This is a genomic window from Salipiger bermudensis HTCC2601, from assembly GCF_000153725.1.
Classification (GTDB): domain Bacteria; phylum Pseudomonadota; class Alphaproteobacteria; order Rhodobacterales; family Rhodobacteraceae; genus Salipiger; species Salipiger bermudensis.
On the sequence record NZ_DS022276.1, the window covers coordinates 3,071,094 to 3,088,655 of the forward strand.

Sequence of the window (17,562 nt, forward strand, 5' to 3'; positions counted from 1 at the left end):
TCATGCCCGGTCAGCAGCCGCAGGTCGGATTGCGCCCGCGCTTGGTCAGCGAGACGCCGAGGCTTGCGGCCGCGGCGGTCGAGGCGGTCAGGCCCGGCGTGACATGGTAGGGGACGCCGGCGGCGTCGAGCGCTTCGGTCTCCTCGTCGAGCCGGCCGAACACGCCCGGGTCGCCCGCCTTGAGGCGGACGGTGCGGGCACCGCTCGAGGCGTGGGCGATGATCAGCGCGTTGATGTCGTCCTGCTTCATCGACGGACCGAAGCCCTTTTTGCCTACGGGCAGGAGCGTGGCGCCCTCGGAGGCCAGCGACAGGATTGCTTCGGGCACCAGCTGGTCGTGCAGGATGACCTCGGCGGACTGGATCTCGCGCATGGCACGGACCGTCAGAAGCTCCGGGTCGCCGGGGCCGGCGCCGACGAAGGCCACGTGCCCGCGCGGCGGGGTCTGGGAAGGATGTGCCATCTGGATCAGTCCGCTGTGAGTGTTTTGCTTGTGCAAATATAGAACATCGTCCCCCTGTATCGCTAGGAGGGGGCAGTTTTAAAGAACTTTGTTCTCATGAGCGGCGGTGCTATGAAACATCGTCTACGGATGGACAGGAAAGAGGAAAACCCATGCAGCTCGATGGCACCGACCGGAAAATCCTTCGCGAACTGCAGCTCGATGCGGGGCGTTCGCTCGACGAGATCGCCCGCGCGGTGGGCTCGTCCAAGACCCCTGTGTGGAACCGGATTCGCAAGATGCGCGAGGGCGGCGTGATCGGTCCTCAGGTGGTGATCGCCGACGCCGACAAGCTGGGTTTCGAGGCCTGTTTCTTCGTGCTGGTGCGGACCTCGGAGCACGATGCCGACTGGCAGGGGCGGTTCCTGCACGCGGTGCGCTCGCGCCCCGAGGTGATGGAGGCGCACCGGCTGGCGGGCGATATCGACTACATCCTCAAGGTGCGGGTGCAGAACCCCCGGGCCTATGACGTGTTCTACCAGGCGCTGATCTCGGAGGTGAAGGTGCACAACGTCACCGCGCTGCTGTCGATGGAGGAGATCAAGAACACCACGGCACTGCCGGTGTGAGGGGGAGCGCAGGGCGCCCGTTTCGATTGCATTAGGAGAGGAAGCGGCGCAGCGTCGGGCCGCGGATTGGCGATCTTCGCATCGAATCCCTCGATTTCTCCCGGCCACATGCGAAGGACCGCGAAGCTGATCAGCTGGCGTCACTAGATCGCCGGTCCGGGGGGCGGCCCGGCGATGCGCGGCGGTCTGCGGCCTTGATTCCGCGCGGGCACGCGGCTCAGGCGATACGGAAACACACGAACAGCGCGAGGCGCCGCCTCACCGCGCCACCACCAACCGCTCCAGCCCGTGGAACGGGTAGAGGTCTGCGTAGCGCGGCGTCTCCGCCAGCCGCAGCCCCGGGAAGCGCGCAAACAGGATCGGCAGCGCCACCTGCAGCTCCAGCCGCGCCAACGGTGCCCCGACGCAGAAATGCGGACCGCCGCCGAAGGCGTGATGCGCAGGCGCCTCGCGCCTAGGGTCGAAGCGCCGTGGATCGGCATAGACCTCCGGATCACGCCCGGCGGCCCCCAGCAGAAGACCGACCTGCTCACCGCGCCGGAAGCGGTGCCCGAACAGCTCGACCTCCTCATAGGCGTAACGCATGAACAGATGCAGCGGCGGGTCGTGGCGCATGATCTCCTCGCAGACCGGCGCTGCATCGGCCTGAGAGATCGACCTGCCGGTCTCGAGCAGCGTCTTGATGCCGTTGCCCATGGTGTGCACCGTTGCTTCGTGACCGGCATTGAGCAGCAGGATGCAGGTGGTGATCAGCTCTTCGGTCGAGAGTTTCTCACCCGCCTCCTCGGCGGCAATCAGCTGCGACAGAAGGTCGTCGCGCGGATCGCTGCGTCGGGCATCGATATACTCGGTCAGGAAGGCCGAGAACTCGGAGGCCGCACGCGAGGCCGCCTCTTCGGTCTCGCGCGTGCGCCTTGCCTGATACATCGCCACCATCGCGTTCGACCAATCGAGCAGTTGCGGCGCCATTCTGTCGGGCACCCTCAGCAGCCGCGCGATCACGATCACCGGAATGGGCTGGCAGAAGGCGGGCAGCAGATCGAACTCGCCCGCGGGGAAGGCATCGATCAGCTCGTGCGCCAGTGCCTCGATCTCCGGGCCCAGAGAGGCGATGCGACGCGAGGTGAAGGCGCGCAGCACCAGCCCGCGCAACCGGGTGTGGCGTGGCGCCTCAAGCTCGAGCATGGAATGGTTCTCGACCGCGTAGAATGGCGCAAGATGCTCGGGTACGGGCTGGGCCATCTCGGAAGGGATCTCGCGCCCGAAGCGGCGGTCGCGCAAAAGCGCATGCACCGCGCGATGCGAGGCGGCACAGACCATGCCGTAGTCGTCCCACCACGCCAGATCGCCCGCTGCGCGCAGGCGGTCGTAGAACGGGTAGGGGTCTTGCACGAAGGCGGGATCGGTCGGGGCGTGGGAGAAGCGCTGCATGGGCGCGACCCTGCCTCCGCGCCGCTTCCCTGACAAGACGGCGCTTGCTATGTCACGACGATGACGCGGACCCTGTATCACAGTCGCGGCGCGCTGCTGGCGCTTGCCCTCATCACCACCGCCGCGCTCTCGGGGGCGGTCTGGCACTATGGGTACGTGCAGGCGCTGGGCCCGCTTGCCGCGCGCGGGCAAAGCGATCTCGAGCTTGCCTCCGAGCGCCTTGTCACCCAGCTGCAGCGCTTCCGCGAGTTCGCCGTGCTGAGCGCCGATCATCCGGCGCTGAGCGGGCTGCACCATTTCGGCTCGCGCCGTGCCGCCGAGGCGACCCTGCTGCGGGGGGCCGATCGCTCCGGTGCGGCGCTGGCGGCCTATGTCGATGCCACGGGCCGAATTCTTGCGGCCTCCGAGCCGGGTCTGCCCGAGTGGGTGCTGCAGGGAGAGCCCTTCAACCGCGCGCTCGACGGGGCGCTGGGCATCGCGCATGGCGCGGGACCGGAAGGCATCGACCGGGCCTTCTATTTCGCCGCACCGAGCTTTGGCATCGACGGGCGGGTGCGCGGGGCGCTGATCGTGGTGGTCGACATCGCGCGGCTGGAGCAGGATTGGCGCGGCTCGCTGCCGGCGGTGTTCTTCACCGATAGCGGCGGCGAGATCTTTGCCACCAACCGCTCCGAGCTTCTGGGCTGGCGCCGCACCGGCCCGACCGAGGTGGTCACCGCCGACGGCACACGGCGCGAGGTCACGTTGCGTGATCCCGGTGGGCATATCGTCTGGCAGCAGCGCTTCTCGCCCTATGTGCCGGCCCATGCGCTTCGGCTCGAGAGTGAGTTGCCGGTGATTGACATGACCGGCGTGCTGCTGATGGACACCGCCCCGGCCACGCGTCTTGCCGGGCTGCAGGCGGCGGTCGTGGCTTCGGTGGTGCTGTTCTTCGGCGCGCTGCTCTGGCTGGCGCTCGAACGACGGCGCGCGCTGGCCGAGGCCAACGTGGTGCTCGAGGAGCGGGTCTCGGCCCGCACCCGGGCGCTGCAGCAATCCAACATCGCCCTGCGTCGCGAGATCGCCGAGCGACAGGAGGCAGAGGCCGCGCTCAAGCGCGCGCAGGCCGAGCTGGTGCAGGCCTCGAAGCTGAGCGCGCTGGGCAAGATGAGCGCCGGGATCAGCCACGAGCTGAACCAGCCGCTGATGGCAATCCGGTCCTTTGCCGAGAACGGGACGGCCTTCCTGGATCGCGGCAAGCAGGAGCGCGCGGCGGAAAACCTCGGGCGCATCTCGGACATGGCGAACCGCATGGGGCGGATCATCAAGAACCTGCGCGCCTTCGCCAAGGCCGAGCCCGAGCCCGCCCGCCGGGTCGGGCTGGCGGCGGTGGTGGAAAGCGCGCTCGAGGTGCTGGCGCCGCGCATCGCCGAGACCGGAACGGTGATCGACTGGCAACGCCCCGAGACCACAACGGTGGTGATGGCGGGGGAGGTGCGGCTGGGGCAGGTTGTCATCAACCTGCTCTCGAACGCGATGGATGCCATGGCCGACAGCGAGACCCGCGCCATCACCATCCGCGTCACGCGCGACGATGACGGCGGGCGCGTGATGCTCAGTGTGAGAGACACTGGTCCGGGGATTGTCGATCCGTCGCGCATCTTCGATCCGTTCTACTCCACCAAGGAAGTCGGTGCCGAAGAGGGGATGGGCCTCGGGCTGTCGATCTCCTATGGCATCGTGGAGGGGTTCGGCGGACGCCTGCGCGGCGAGAACGTCTCGGGCGGGGCCTGTTTCACCGTCGAACTGCTGCAGGCGAAGGAGATGGCATGAACGTGCGCAGGGTGCTTCTGGTCGATGATGACGCGGCAGTGCGCGAGGCGCTGGGCCAGACCTTGGAGCTGGCCGAGTTCGACGCGATCACCGCGGGCTCCTTCGTCGAGGCCAAGGACCGCATCGCGGCGCAATTCGAGGGGGTGATCGTCTCGGACATCCGGATGCCGGGGCGCGACGGGTTCCACCTGCTCGATTACGCCCACGAGCAGGATGCCGAGCTGCCGGTGATCCTGCTCACCGGAGAGGGCGACATCCCGATGGCGGTGCGGGCCATGTCGGCGGGGGCCTTCGACTTCCTCGAGAAACCCTGCGCGCCGCAGGACCTGATCTCGGTCATCGAGCGCGCGCTGCGCACCCGCGGTCTGGTGCTCGAGAACCGGCGCCTCAAGGCCCAGCTCGAAACCGGCGACCCGGCGGCGCGGATGATCTTCGGGATCTCGCCGCAGTCCGAGACCCTGCGTGCACAGGCCCGCGCCGCCGCCCGTGCCGGCACCGATGTGCTGATCCGGGGCGCCCGTGGCTCGGGCATCTCGAAGGTGGCCGAGGTGGTGCACCTGTGCTCGACCCGGGCCAAGGGGCCGTTCGAGAAGCGCTCGGCGGCTGGTCTCGGGCGCGAGGGGCTCGAGGCGGTCTGGCAGGGCTGCGCCGGCGGCACGCTGTTTCTCGACGAGATCGCGCAGCTGCCGCTCGACACCCAGCTGGCGCTGCAGGACCGGCTCGAGGCGGGCGGCGCGCGGCTGATCGCCGGAAGCGTCGAGGATCTGGGGCAGGCGGCGGACGAGGGGCGGTTCTCGGCCGAGCTCTATTACCGGCTCGAGGTGATGCAGCTGCGCATTCCGGCGCTGGCGGAGCGGCCGGAGGACATCCCCGTGCTGTTTCGCCATTACGTCGCGCAGGCGGCGGAGCAGTCTGGCCTGACACCGCCCGAGATCGGTGAGGAGGTCATCGCCGGGCTGATCGCGCGCGACTGGCCGGGCAATGCGCGGGCGCTGATGTCGGCGGCGATGCGCTTCGTGCTGGGACTGGGCGACGAGGACGCCGCTGGCGAGGGGCTGGGGCTCACCGAGCGGCTGGCGCAGGTCGAGCGCTCGCTGCTGGCCGATGCGCTCAAGCGCACCGGCGGTCAGGCCAGCGCGGCGGCCGAGATGCTCAAGCTGCCGCGCAAGACCTTCTACGACAAGCTGGCGAAATACGGGCTGAAGCCGGAAGAGTCCGCTGAGCCTCTCGGGCGCGTCGAACTTTCCTTGGCGATCACGGGCGACACGGCTGCGAATCGGATTTGTGCGGATTCCGCACAAGCCGTGTCGAAGACGTGCGGATTTCGCACATGTAGCGCGCGCAGTCGCAAGGTTGGGTATCACCGGTTAAGTATCCGTTTAAATGAAAAATATCGGAATCGACTCGCGTTTGAGCAATCCCTGATGCGTCTGGCGCATGGCTGTCTTGTGCCTAGCGAAGGGCCGGCAGGGGAGCGGGCCCTCGCTCATCATCATCTCGGGAGGATACCGATGAAGAAGTTTCTGATGACCGCCGTGGCCGCTGCGGCCCTCACCACCGGCGCCACCGGCGCGATGGCGGCTTGCGACGATGGCGAAATCGTCATCAAGTTCAGCCACGTCACCAACACCGACAAGCACCCCAAAGGCATCGCCGCCTCGCTGCTGCAAGAGCGCGTGAACGAGGAAATGAACGGCAAGGCCTGCATGGAGGTCTACCCGAACTCCACGCTTTACAACGATGACCAGGTGCTCGAGGCGATGCTGAACGGCGACGTCCAGATGGCCGCCCCCTCGCTGTCCAAGTTCGAACAGTTCACCAAGGTGTTCCGCATCTTCGACCTGCCGTTCATGTTCTTGAACATGGAGGCCGTCGACGCGTTCCAGAACTCGGAAACCGGCCAGGAGATGAAGGAATCGATGGTCCGTCGCGGACTGCTCGGCCTTGGTTTCTGGCACAACGGCATGAAGCAGATGTCGGCCAACAAGCCGCTGATGATGCCCGAGGACGCTGCCGGGCTGAAGTTCCGCGTGCAGCCCTCCGAAGTGCTCAAGGCGCAGTTCGAGGCGCTTGACGCCAGCCCGCAGCCGATGGCCTTCTCGGAAGTCTACGGCGCGCTGCAGACCGGCGTGGTCGACGGCCAGGAGAACACCTGGTCCAACGTCTATGGCCAGAAGTTCTTCGAAGTGCAGGACGGCACCACCGAGACCAACCACGGTGTGCTCGACTACATGGTCGTGACCTCCGCCGACTGGTGGGACAGCCTCGACGAGGACGTGCGCAGCCAGCTCGAGACCATCGTCAACGAAGTGACCGAGACCCGCAACGCGGCGATCGCCGAGGTCGACGCCGAGAACCGCCAGGCGGTTCTGGATGCCGGCGGTGAGATCCGCGAACTGACCCCGGAGCAGCGTGAAGCCTGGGTCAACGCAATGAAGCCGGTCTGGGAGCAGTTTACCGACGATGTCGGCCAGGAGAACATCGACGCCGCGCAGGCGTTCAACTCCGAAGTCCAGGGCTGATCACCAGCCACGGCACCCGACCGGCCCTTGGAGACAGGGGCCGGGAGGGGATCAGGGGACGCGAGGCCGTCCCCTTTTTCATACCATCCTGAACAACGGACAGATGGCGCCGGGGCCGGGGCCCGGACGCGGAATGGGGGACGGCATGTCCAGTCATTATCAAGGCCAGAGCGCGTTTGGCCGCTTCGTCAACGAGATCGAGGAGACCGCCATCGCGGTGATCCTCGGGCTCATGACACTCATCACCTTCGTCAACGTCGTGCTGCGCTACGGCTTCAACACCGGCCTGATCTGGGGCCTCGAAGCGGTGACCATCCTCTTCGCCTGGCTGGTGCTGTTCGGCATCAGCTACGCGGTGAAGGTCACCGCGCATCTTGGCGTCGACGCGGTCATCAACCTGGTCCCGCCGGCGGTGCGCCGGGTGCTGGCGCTGATCGCGGCGGTGATCTGCATCGTCTACGCGGCGCTGCTGCTCAAGGGTGCCTGGGACTACTGGGCCAACTTCGCCAACCTGCCACAGACCACAGGGCGCTTTTTCCCCACCGGCTTCGAGGAGATGAAACGGACCTCCTACCGCTCGTGGTACGAGGTGGTCGACATCCCGATGCCCGATTGGCTGCGCTTCATCGAGCCGTGGATCAACTACGGCGATGCTTACGAGAAGCTGCCCCGCTTCATCCCCTACGCGATCCTGCCCTTCGGCGCCGCGCTGCTGCTGTTCCGCTTCATCCAGGCCGGAGCGCGGATCTGGCGCGGGGACCAGCAGAGCCTGATCGTCAGCCACGAGGCCGAAGACGCGGTCGACGACGTGGCCCACATGAACCGCGAGGACTGATCTGATGGACGTTCTTCTTCTCTTCGTTTCCGTCATCGGCCTGATGCTGATCGGCGTGCCGATCGCCGTGTCGCTCGGCCTGTCGTCGATCGTCTTCCTGCTGGTGCTGTCGGACACGTCCCTGGCCTCGGTGGCGCAGAGCTTCTTCCAGGCCATGGCCGGGCACTACACCCTGCTGGCGATCCCGTTCTTCATCCTGGCCTCGAGCTTCATGTCCACGGGCGGCGTGGCACGGCGGATCATCCGCTTCTCGATCGCGCTGGTGGGCCACATGCATGGCGGCCTCGCCATTGCCGGCGTCTTCGCCTGCATGCTCTTCGCCGCGCTCTCGGGCAGCTCGCCCGCGACCGTGGTGGCCATCGGCTCCATCGTCATCGCCGGCATGCGCCAGGTGGGTTACACCAAGGACTTCGCAGCCGGCGTCATCGCCAACGCGGGCACGCTGGGCATCCTGATCCCGCCGTCGATCGTTATGGTGGTCTACGCCTCCGCGACCGACGTCTCGGTGGGCCGGATGTTCCTCGCCGGGGTGATCCCGGGCCTGATGGCCGGCACCATGCTGATGATCACCATCTACGCCATCGCGCGGGTCAAGAACCTGCCCAAGGGCGAGTGGCTGGGCTGGGGCGAGGTGCTGTCCTCGGGCCGGGACGCGCTCTGGGGCCTGTTCCTGATCGTGATCATCCTGGGCGGCATCTATGGCGGCATCTTCACGCCGACCGAGGCGGCTGCGGTGGCGGCGGTCTACGCCTTCTTCATCGCCAACTTCGTCTACCGCGACATGGGCCCGCTGGCGGGCCGGGACGGCGAGCGCAACCTCACGCTGCTGCGCAAGCCGATCGCGCTGGTGACCGCGTTCTTCCACCGCGACACCCGCGACACGCTGTTCGACGCCGGAAAGCTGACGATCACGCTGATGTTCATCATCGCCAACGCGCTGATCCTCAAGCACGTGCTGACCGACGAGCAGATCCCGCAGCAGATCGCGGCGGCGATGCTCGACGCTGGCCTCGGCCCGGTGATGTTCCTGGTGATCGTCAACGTGATCCTGCTGATCGGTGGCCAGTTCATGGAGCCCTCGGGCCTCTTGGTGATCGTCGCGCCGCTGGTGTTCCCGATCGCCATCGAGCTCGGCATCGACCCGATCCATCTCGGCATCATCATGGTGGTCAACATGGAGATCGGCATGATCACCCCGCCGGTCGGCCTGAACCTCTTCGTGACCTCGGGCGTTGCCGGCATGCCGATGATGAGCGTGGTGCGCGCCGCACTTCCCTTCCTCGCGGTGCTCTTCGTGTTCCTGATCATGGTGACCTACATCCCGATCCTGTCGACCTGGTTGCCGACCACCTTCATGGGGCCGGAGATCATCACCCGCTGATCCGGGGACGAGATCGCTGAAACGAGAAACGGCGCCCTGCTTCGGGGCGCCGTTTTGCGTGGAGAGGGCGGGATCGCCTCCGGCGGGAGTATTTGCCAACATGAAGAAGCAGGGGGCAGCGCACCACACCCCTGCTTCTCTACGTTTCTAAATACTCAAAATCCGAAGCTGTCAGCTTGCTGCGGCGTTCAGGGCCTCGATGATCGGCACGAAATCCGCGGCCTTCAACGAGGCGCCGCCCACCAGCGCGCCGTCGACATTGGAGACCGCGAAGATCTCCTCGGCGTTCGACGCCTTGACCGAGCCGCCGTAGAGAAGCCGCACCGAGCGGCCCACGCCCTCGCCGAAGCGTTTCTCGAGCCGGGCGCGCATGAAGTCATGCACCTCGCCGATCTGGTCGGTGGTGGGCACCTTGCCGGTGCCGATGGCCCAGATCGGCTCGTAGGCGATGACGAGATTGTGGCCGGTGGCGCCGTCGGGCACCGACTTGGCGAGCTGGCCGCCGATGATGTCGAGCGTGTTCGACGCTTCGCGCTCCTCGAGGCTCTCGCCCACGCAGAGCACAACCATCAGCCCGGCCTCCCAAGCCGCCTCGCACTTCGCGCGCACGTCCTCGTCGTGTTCGTCATGGTCGGTGCGGCGCTCGGAATGGCCGAGGATCACGTAGGTCGCGCCGGCATCCTTCAGCATTCCGGCTGACACGTCGCCGGTATGGGCGCCGGAGGCGCTCGCGTGGCAATCCTGACCGCCGATGGCGATGTCCCCGGAGGCGGCTCCGGAAGCGGCGGCGACCAGCGTGGCCGGCGGGCAGATCAGCACCTCGGAGGCGCCCTTGGCGGCCTCCGCCATGCCCTCGAGTTCCGAAAGCGAGGCTTTCAGACCGTTCATCTTCCAGTTGCCGGCGGCGAGTTTCGTGCGCATGGTCTCTCCCTTATTCGGTGTGCGCCCATCATCGGGGGCGGGGCGGCGGCGTCAAGGGCGCCGCCCGGGGAGAAATGACGCAGGGGCCTGATTTTGCAAGGGTCCGGCCAGCCCCGGAGCATCAGTTGGCCTGACGGTCGGCCTCGAGCTCGTCGAGATCCTTGAACTTGATCGATTCGCCGCAGCCGCAGGCGTCGGCGACGTTGGGGTTGTTGAACTGAAAGCCCGACTCGAGCAGCGAGACCTGGTAGTCGATCTCGGTGCCGAAGAGGAACATCTGCGCCATCGGCGCGATCATCACGCGGGCGCCGTCCTGTTCAACGACCTCGTCATTGCCGTCGGCGGTGTCGACGAACTCCATGGTGTATTCCATGCCGGCGCAGCCGCCCTTCTTGACACCGATGCGCAGCCCGGCGCGCCCGTCGCGCTCCATCAGCTTGCGCACCTGCGTCACTGCGGCAGTGGTCATGGTGACAGCCTGTTTGCCTGGAATGCCGAACATTTCGCGTCTCCTTATTCACCAGCCAAGGTAATATGCCAGCCCTGCCGTCACAAGGGGGCGGCGGGGGGCGTCCTTGTGCGCCAGCGCTCAGGTCTCTTTCGCAGCAGCGCGCAGCGGTCTTGCCGGGTTTCCGGCCACGGTGGCGCCCGGGGCCACGTCGCGCGTCACCACAGCGCCGGCGCCGATCACCGCGTCATCGCCGATGCGGACGCCGGGCAGGAGGATCGCGCCGCCGCCGATCCAGACGTTTGCGCCGATGGTGATGGCCCGCCCGCATTCGAGCCCCGCGTCGCGGGTGGCGCCGTCGCGCGGGTGATCGGCGGTGAGGATCTGGACGTAGGGGCCGATCTGGGTCTTGGCGCCGATGCGGATCGGGCAGACGTCGAGGCAGACACAGCCGTAATTGAAGAACACGCCCTCTGCGAGGTGAATGTTGTAGCCGTAATCGACGTGGAACGGTGCCCTGAGCGCCACCGCCTCGGGGCAGGTTCCGAGGAGCTGCCGCAACAATCCCGGCCGGGCATCATCGCCGTAGATGGTGGCGTTGTACTCCGACATAAGCCTCTGTGCGCGCTTGCGGTCGGCGGCAAGCTCGGGATCACCGGGATCATAGAGATCGCCGGCCATCATCTTCTGCTTCTCGGTTGTCATGCCGCCCTCCGCCGCTGCGAGACCCCGAGCCTGTCAAAGCCCGGGGCAGGGCGCAATGGCGACGCTCAGGCGGCCTCGGCGGGCGTGGCCTCGGGGAAGATCGCCTGCGCCTCGTCGTCAAGCTTGCGCGCCTCCTTGAGCAGCGCCTCGCGCACCTCGCAGGCCATGGTCCAGGCGAGGTTGGGATCGGGGGTCGGCACGAGGAAGACCACCTCCTGCCCGAACACGTCGTGGCCCTTGACGTAGACGCCGCGGTCCTCGGCGCGGTCCTCGGGAACGTCCATGTCGTCGAGGATCTGTTCGTATTTCCTGCGCAGCGCTTCGATATCGGCCTTGTGCGACAACCGCAGCACCACCTGTTCGATCAGGAAATGCTCCTTCATGGTCCAGTTCTCGAACGGCTCGGAAACGAAGTCCACCACCGGCACCACCAGCCGCGAACCGGTCCAGACGCGCAGCTGCACGAAGGTGAAGTGGATGCGCTCCACGGTGCAGAAGCGACCCTGGTAGATCACCTTGTCGCCGATTCGGGCCGACTGGTTCAGGGCGATCTGGAGCGACGCCATGATATTGGTGAGCACGTTTCGCCCGGCATAGGCGAGAATGATGGTCGCCGTACCGGCACCGGCCAGCAGCGACACCCCGAGCGAGCGCATCACGCTGGCCTCGTTGATGGTGATGCCGGCCCCGACTAGCACCACGATGACGATCACCGCGCGACGCGCTGCCGAGATCCGCGTGGCGACGTTGCGGCGCTGCTCCATGCCGTCGCCCATGGCGGCGAGTTCCTCGTCGTCGAAGTTCACCAGCCGCGACAGGATCACGTCGGCGACGTTGACGATGAGCCAGAGCGTGGCGACCACGAAGCCGAGGATGATCAGCGGCGACAGGACGGTATCGATGCGGCCGGAGAACACGAAGACCTTGCTGGTCAGCACCGACATGGTCAGCGTCACCACGGCCAGCGTCAGCGGACCGCGGGTGGCCACCAGCATCGAGGTCGGCGAGTCGCGATGGGTGCGGCCGAGCCCCTTGGACATCGCCTTGTTGAACAGGAAGCCCACCAGCGTGGTGATCAGAACCACCAGCGGGAAGGCGCCCACCTCGTACCAGCGCAGGCCCCAAAAGGCCTTCTGGCGCAAGGGCTCGGGCAGCATGAGCTCGAACTCGGTCGGTCCGTAGGCCTCGGCCAGCGCCGGAAGCGACATCACGGTCTGCCGCGACACCAGCCAGACCGGCTCGCCGACCGCAGGCTTGATTCGATTGATGCGGATTGGCACCGGACGGTCGCCAAGCTTGACGTACCAAAGCAGCAGCGAGCGCCGCGGCTCGCCCGCCATCGGCGCGTCGGTGGTACGTGCATCGACGGCGTCGGGCCTGTCGCGCAGGTCGTACCAGTCGATGATGATGCGGCGATCGAGCAGAGTGGCGAACTGCTCGGCGCGTTCTGGGCCGACCTTGGCCTGCTCGTCGGGCGGGATCGCCGAGAGGTCGAGCATGTGCGCCGCCTGGCCCCACTCCTCGGCGTCGGCCCGGAACAGGAAACTCTCGAGGCTCGAGCGCGGCGTGGTGCGGTCGATATTGCCGGGCGGCGCGCCGAGGCCGGGATTCACCTCGGTGACACGATACCAAGAGTCGAGGCCGCTTTGCTCCTGCGCGTGCGCGCCGGGCGCCTGCAGGAGCAGCACGGTCAGCGCGCAGAGGGCGGGGAGGAGGGTACGGACAAGCTGCAGCATCGCGATCAAACGGCGAATGCGGCCGGTTCGTTCCCGTTTGTGGTAAAATAAAACCGCCGGCCTCTGGCGGGGCCGGCGGGCGGTTTACATGAAGCCGAGCTCGAGGCGGGCCTCGTCGCTCATCATGTCCATGCCCCAGGGCGGGTCGAACACCATCTCGACATCGACCTCCTTCACGCCGGGGACGGCGCCGACCGCATCCTGCACCCAGCCCGGCATCTCGCCGGCGACGGGGCAACCCGGCGCGGTCAGGGTCATGATGACCTTCACGGCGTTCTCGGCGTCGATCTCGATCGTGTAGATCAGGCCGAGATCGAAGATGTTGACCGGAATCTCCGGGTCATAGACCGAACGGCACGCTTCGACGCATGCCTCGTGCAGCGGGTGCTCGGTCGAGGAGGGCGCGATCAGCGGGGCGCCTTCGAGCGGTGCGTCATCCATGGCCTGTCCTTTGTCTGCTTTCCTGAGGGATTATATAGGAAATCAGACCGGGAGGGTAAAGGCCGCAACCGCATGTGCCGCCTGTGCGGAGCCGCTCACAGCACGTGCGTGGCGATCCAGTGCCGCACCGTCTCGAGCCGGCCGCGTGCCACCGGGATAACGCTCTCGTCGGTGAGGCGCAGCACCGGTTTGCCGGCGTCCCGCCCGAGCTCGCGCACCGAGTGCCGAGGCACCCACCAGGAGCGGTGCGGCTGGATGCCGTCCTCGTCCCGGGTCTGGGCGACGATATCCGAAAGTCGCGCGCGTTGGCTCAGGGTGCCGTGATGCATGCGCACGTGGACGTGATGCTCGCGCGCCTCGATGACCGAGACCTCGCCGAGGGAAATCGGCTGCGATCCGATGTGTATCTTGCGGTCTTCCGAGTCGGGGGCAGGCTCGGCGAAACCGGGCTCGGCGCTTGCCGCGTTCTGGGGCGCCGGGGCCGGCGCGGCCGCGCGGTCCGGCGTGGTCGCGGAAGAGGCCACCCTCGGCAGCACGAAACGCGTGAAGATGGTCTCGAACATGATCACCGTCACCGCGACATACCAGATGCGTTTCAGAAGCAGCGGGCGCAGCGCGTCGCCTGCGGCCCAGCTCAGGCTCGTCTCCATCGCCACGAGGGTCGGGGCAAACGCCAGAAGGCTGACCACAGGCCAATAGATCGCGGGCTCGGTGCGCCCGCTGAGGTAGCGCAGCGCCGCCAGCCCGAGCATGATCGCGGCGTGAACGCAGATGTAGAGGATGAAGGCCGCCACCCAGGCAATCGCATAGAGTCCCAGCGGCACCGACGCGAACAAGTGACTCGGATCGGAGACCAGCAGAATCACCAGCACGAATCCAAGATAGATCCACGTCAGGCGATGTTCGAACAGCGCCAGGAATTGCCGGATGCTCAGGTCGATTGGCTCCAGCGTGGTGGCCCGCAGGTTCAGATTGGTTCGAAGAAAATCATGCACGTCAAAATATCCGGCTCAACTGCGCCTGGCTCAGAAATGCATGCGATTGTCAGGGAAATCAAGGCGCTCCACGGGCGGTGACGCAAGCCATAGGGGGAGGCGTGGTACGCTTGGTCAGGGCATGTGCCGGCCGGGGGCGCGCACCCACGTGGCTCTCTGACGGCACAGGATCATTTCGCGAGGGGCGGCCCGGTCCCTGCCGTGCATCAAGTCGCGCTCATGACCATGGGGCAGCGCCGAGGGCGGGGCGTCCCCGGCGCCCGCGCGGGTCCGGCGCCTCGTGGCAAATATCTGTTAACCCAAGAAAATATGGCGATCCAAGCTCGTGGGGCAGGGGCCGGGAAGCGGGGCTCCCGGCTTTTCTGAGAAAATGCACATTTCCCTCGCCGAAACCGCTTGACGGCATCCGGACCTCCGCCTAGAAGGGCCTCCACGTTCGGGGAGGCACTCCTCGGAGGGCAGTGAGCGGTTGTAGCTCAGATGGTTAGAGTACCGGCCTGTCACGCCGGGGGTCGCGGGTTCGAGCCCCGTCAACCGCGCCACCACTGCCCCCTAAGATGCCGCCCCGCGGAAAGCGCGGTTGTAGCTCAGTTGGTTAGAGTACCGGCCTGTCACGCCGGGGGTCGCGGGTTCGAGCCCCGTCAACCGCGCCACTTTCCCCACCCACGATGGACGAGAAAAATCACCCCCACCGGGGGCACCGGGCGTTCGCTCACGATCTTCTCTACGTCGTCAAATACTCCGGGGTGAATTGGCGCGCCTGCGCGCCAAGAGGGGCAGCGCCCCTTCGGCACGCACCCCCACGCGCGCACCGCTTGAGAAACGCCGTCACGCAGGTTAAACCGCGCCGGATCGCGCCCTCATTCCCGAACGGACCAGACACATGAAATTTCTCGATCTTGCCAAGGTCTATCTCCGCTCCGGCAGCGGCGGGAACGGCTGCATCTCGTTCCGGCGCGAGAAGTACATCGAATTCGGTGGCCCCGATGGCGGCGATGGCGGCGGCGGCGGCGATGTCTGGGCGGAAACCGTGGACGGGCTCAACACGCTGATCGACTTCCGCTACCAGCAACATTTCTTTGCCGACAATGGCCGTCCCGGCATGGGCCGGCAGCGGACCGGCAAGGATGGCGATGACATCGTGCTGCGGGTCCCTGTGGGGACGGAAATCCTCGACGAGGACGAGGAGACGGTGATTGCCGACATGACCGAGCTTGGCCAGCGCGTGCTGCTGTGCAAGGGCGGCAATGGCGGCTGGGGCAACCTGCATTTCAAGACCTCCACCAACCAGGCCCCGCGCCGCGCCAACCCGGGCCAGCCCGGTGTCGAGCGCACGGTCTGGCTGCGCCTGAAGCTGATCGCCGATGTCGGTCTTCTCGGCCTGCCCAATGCCGGCAAGTCGACCTTCCTCGCCGCGACCTCGAACGCGCGGCCGAAGATCGCCGATTATCCGTTTACCACGCTGCACCCGAATCTCGGCGTGGTCGGCGTTGATGGCAAGGAATTCGTCGTGGCCGACATCCCCGGCCTGATCGAGGGCGCCCACGAGGGCCGCGGTCTCGGCGACCTCTTCCTCGGCCATGTCGAGCGCTGCGCGGTGCTGTTGCACCTGGTCGATGGCAGCTCGGGCACGCTGCTCGAGGATTACGACACCATCATCAACGAGATCGAGCAATATGGCGCCGGCCTCGATGACAAGCCGCGCGTCACCGTGCTCAACAAGATCGACACCATGGATGACGAGGAGCGCGCCTTCCTGCGCGAGGAACTCGAGGCCCGCTCGGGTGGCAAGGTGCTGCTGATGTCCGGCGCCTCGGGCGAGGGCACCACCGAGGTGCTGCGGGCCCTGCGCGCCTTCATCGACGAGAAACGCCTCCGCGAGGCCCCCGAGGATGACAGCGAATGGCGGCCCTGAGCGAGGCGCGCCGGCTGGTCGTCAAGATCGGCTCGGCGCTGCTGGTCGACAAGCAGACCGGCGCCTTCCGCGGTGACTGGCTGCACTCCATCGCCGAGGACATTGCCCGGATCAAGGCCCGCGGCACCGACGTGATCTTGGTCTCGTCGGGCTCTATCGCGCTGGGGCGCGGCATCCTCAAGCTGCCCCCGGTGGCGCTGCCGCTCGAACAGAGCCAGGCCGCCGCCGCGGTCGGCCAGATCCGGCTGGCGCGCGAATGGGAAGACGCGCTGGCGCCGCACGGGGTGGTCACTGGCCAGGTCCTTGTGACCCTCGAGGACAGCGCCGATCGCCGTCGCTACCTCAACCAGCGCGCCACCATGGAGACGCTGCTGGGCTTCGGCGTTGTGCCGATCGTCAACGAGAACGACACCATCGCCACCGACGAGATCCGCTATGGCGACAATGACCGCCTCGCGGCGCAGGTCGCCGTCACCGTGGGCGCCGACCAGCTGATCCTGCTGTCGGATGTCGATGGCTTCTACTCCGCCAACCCGGCACAGGACCCGACCGCGCATCGCTACGAGGTGATCGACGAGATCACCCCCGGGATCGAGGCGATGGCCGGCGATGCCGGCTCGGGACTGTCGAAGGGCGGCATGAAGACCAAGCTTCTGGCGGCCAAGACCGCCACCGCGGCGGGCTGCGCCATGGCGATCACCGAGGGCTCGGTGCTGCACCCGCTCTCGGCGCTCGAGACCGGCGCCAACGCCACGTGGTTCACCTCGCGGCTCGATCCGCACGCGGCGCGCAAGCGCTGGATCGCGTCGATGAAGCCCTGCGGTGCGGTGATCGTCGACGATGGCGCAGCAAAGGCGCTCGGCGAGGGCCGCTCGCTGCTGCCGGTGGGGGTGACCTCGGCGGTGGGCGAGTTCGGCCGCGGCGATCCGGTGGCGCTTCTTGATGCCCGCGGTGTCACGCTGGGGCACGGGCTCACCCGCTACACCTCCGACGAGGCCCGGCTGATCACCGGCCGCCACTCTTGGGAGATGGAGGAGGCGCTTGGTTATCCCGGCCGCGCCGTGCTGATTCACCGCGACGACATGGCGCTCTGACCCACGGCCCGCCTGGCCCTGCCACGCGGATCGCCCTCCGAAACCCCGATGCGAGACGCGTGCCGCCCGCGCGCCCGCCCGTTCTTCTCTGGTTCGAAAATACCTCGGGGGAGTCGCAGCCCTGCTGCGACGGGGGCAGCGCCCCCTCCTTGCGCCCGGGCTCAGACCGCGCGCCGCCGGGATCATCGCGGCGATCTCTCCGGGGCTCCCAACTTCCCCTAGGCCCCGCCCGCGCGAGGCGCTATAGGGGAGCCC

15 protein-coding genes, 2 tRNA genes and 1 pseudogene are annotated in these 17,562 nt (G+C 67.1%); 10 read left to right on the top strand and 8 right to left on the bottom strand.

Annotated features, from left to right (window positions below; all coding sequences use genetic code 11):
- Nucleotides 1–10: 10 nt before the first annotated feature.
- On the bottom strand, nucleotides 11–463 hold the full coding sequence (locus tag R2601_RS14400) for a uroporphyrinogen-III C-methyltransferase (RefSeq protein WP_007799604.1): 453 nt from the start codon (nucleotides 461–463) through the stop codon (nucleotides 11–13).
- A 152-nt stretch (nucleotides 464–615) separates the two neighbouring features.
- Here R2601_RS14400 and R2601_RS14405 point away from each other — a divergent pair, with 152 nt between their 5' ends.
- Nucleotides 616–1,071, top strand: coding sequence for an Lrp/AsnC family transcriptional regulator (locus tag R2601_RS14405; protein ID WP_007799607.1), 456 nt, complete (start codon nucleotides 616–618; stop codon nucleotides 1,069–1,071).
- A 258-nt stretch (nucleotides 1,072–1,329) separates the two neighbouring features.
- On the opposite strand, the gene R2601_RS14410 is transcribed toward R2601_RS14405, so the two are convergent.
- On the bottom strand, nucleotides 1,330–2,502 hold the full coding sequence (locus tag R2601_RS14410) for a cytochrome P450 (protein WP_007799609.1): 1,173 nt from the start codon (nucleotides 2,500–2,502) through the stop codon (nucleotides 1,330–1,332).
- A gap of 60 nt (nucleotides 2,503–2,562) precedes the next feature.
- Between R2601_RS14410 and R2601_RS14415 the strand changes: the two genes are divergently transcribed.
- The 5 genes and pseudogenes from R2601_RS14415 (at nucleotide 2,563) to R2601_RS14435 (ending at nucleotide 9,052) form a co-directional block, all read left to right on the top strand.
- Nucleotides 2,563–4,314: a sensor histidine kinase gene (locus R2601_RS14415; protein ID WP_007799612.1), complete on the top strand. Its 1,752-nt coding sequence runs from the start codon at nucleotides 2,563–2,565 to the stop codon at nucleotides 4,312–4,314.
- Nucleotides 4,311–5,528, top strand: a pseudogene (locus tag R2601_RS14420) (sigma-54-dependent transcriptional regulator); the annotation flags it as partial. The gene R2601_RS14415 and the pseudogene R2601_RS14420, both read left to right, overlap by 4 nt.
- A 297-nt stretch (nucleotides 5,529–5,825) precedes the next feature.
- On the top strand, nucleotides 5,826–6,836 hold the full coding sequence (locus R2601_RS14425; protein WP_040545399.1) for a TRAP transporter substrate-binding protein: 1,011 nt from the start codon (nucleotides 5,826–5,828) through the stop codon (nucleotides 6,834–6,836).
- Between the two features lie 145 nt (nucleotides 6,837–6,981).
- Nucleotides 6,982–7,671 carry a TRAP transporter small permease gene (locus R2601_RS14430; protein ID WP_040545400.1) on the top strand — a complete coding sequence of 230 codons (690 nt, stop codon included), beginning with the start codon at nucleotides 6,982–6,984 and terminating at the stop codon, nucleotides 7,669–7,671.
- Nucleotides 7,672–7,675: 4 nt separating this feature from the next.
- Nucleotides 7,676–9,052, top strand: coding sequence for a TRAP transporter large permease (locus R2601_RS14435; RefSeq protein WP_007799617.1), 1,377 nt, complete (start codon nucleotides 7,676–7,678; stop codon nucleotides 9,050–9,052).
- A 171-nt stretch (nucleotides 9,053–9,223) separates the two neighbouring features.
- Here the strand turns inward: R2601_RS14435 and tpiA are convergent, their stop codons facing one another.
- From tpiA to R2601_RS14465, 6 genes are all read right to left on the bottom strand, one after another.
- On the bottom strand, nucleotides 9,224–9,973 hold the full coding sequence (gene tpiA / locus R2601_RS14440) for a triose-phosphate isomerase (protein WP_007799618.1): 750 nt from the start codon (nucleotides 9,971–9,973) through the stop codon (nucleotides 9,224–9,226).
- A gap of 121 nt (nucleotides 9,974–10,094) precedes the next feature.
- Entirely contained in the window at nucleotides 10,095–10,475 is a 381-nt protein-coding gene (locus R2601_RS14445; RefSeq protein ID WP_007799620.1) for a HesB/IscA family protein, read from the bottom strand.
- Nucleotides 10,476–10,562: 87 nt separating this feature from the next.
- On the bottom strand, nucleotides 10,563–11,126 hold the full coding sequence (locus R2601_RS14450) for a sugar O-acetyltransferase (RefSeq protein ID WP_007799621.1): 564 nt from the start codon (nucleotides 11,124–11,126) through the stop codon (nucleotides 10,563–10,565).
- Nucleotides 11,127–11,191: 65 nt separating this feature from the next.
- Nucleotides 11,192–12,862 (bottom strand): mechanosensitive ion channel family protein, encoded by a 1,671-nt coding sequence (locus R2601_RS14455; RefSeq protein ID WP_040545401.1) that lies wholly within the window; start codon nucleotides 12,860–12,862, stop codon nucleotides 11,192–11,194.
- 84 nt (nucleotides 12,863–12,946) lie between these two features.
- Complete coding sequence (locus R2601_RS14460; protein WP_007799625.1) at nucleotides 12,947–13,303, bottom strand: SUF system Fe-S cluster assembly protein; 357 nt, start codon at nucleotides 13,301–13,303, stop codon at nucleotides 12,947–12,949.
- 95 nt (nucleotides 13,304–13,398) lie between these two features.
- Nucleotides 13,399–14,298 carry a LytTR family DNA-binding domain-containing protein gene (locus tag R2601_RS14465; RefSeq protein WP_007799627.1) on the bottom strand — a complete coding sequence of 300 codons (900 nt, stop codon included), beginning with the start codon at nucleotides 14,296–14,298 and terminating at the stop codon, nucleotides 13,399–13,401.
- Between the two features lie 465 nt (nucleotides 14,299–14,763).
- On the opposite strand from R2601_RS14465, the gene R2601_RS14470 reads away from it, so the two are divergent.
- The 4 genes from R2601_RS14470 (at nucleotide 14,764) to proB (ending at nucleotide 17,307) form a co-directional block, all read left to right on the top strand.
- A tRNA-Asp gene (locus tag R2601_RS14470) sits at nucleotides 14,764–14,840 on the top strand.
- 34 nt (nucleotides 14,841–14,874) lie between these two features.
- A tRNA-Asp gene (locus tag R2601_RS14475) sits at nucleotides 14,875–14,951 on the top strand.
- Between the two features lie 230 nt (nucleotides 14,952–15,181).
- Nucleotides 15,182–16,213 carry a GTPase ObgE gene (gene obgE / locus R2601_RS14480; protein WP_007799629.1) on the top strand — a complete coding sequence of 344 codons (1,032 nt, stop codon included), beginning with the start codon at nucleotides 15,182–15,184 and terminating at the stop codon, nucleotides 16,211–16,213.
- Nucleotides 16,201–17,307 carry a glutamate 5-kinase gene (gene proB / locus R2601_RS14485; RefSeq protein ID WP_007799631.1) on the top strand — a complete coding sequence of 369 codons (1,107 nt, stop codon included), beginning with the start codon at nucleotides 16,201–16,203 and terminating at the stop codon, nucleotides 17,305–17,307. Before obgE ends, proB begins: the two co-directional genes overlap by 13 nt.
- The last annotated feature ends 255 nt before the right edge of the window (nucleotides 17,308–17,562 follow it).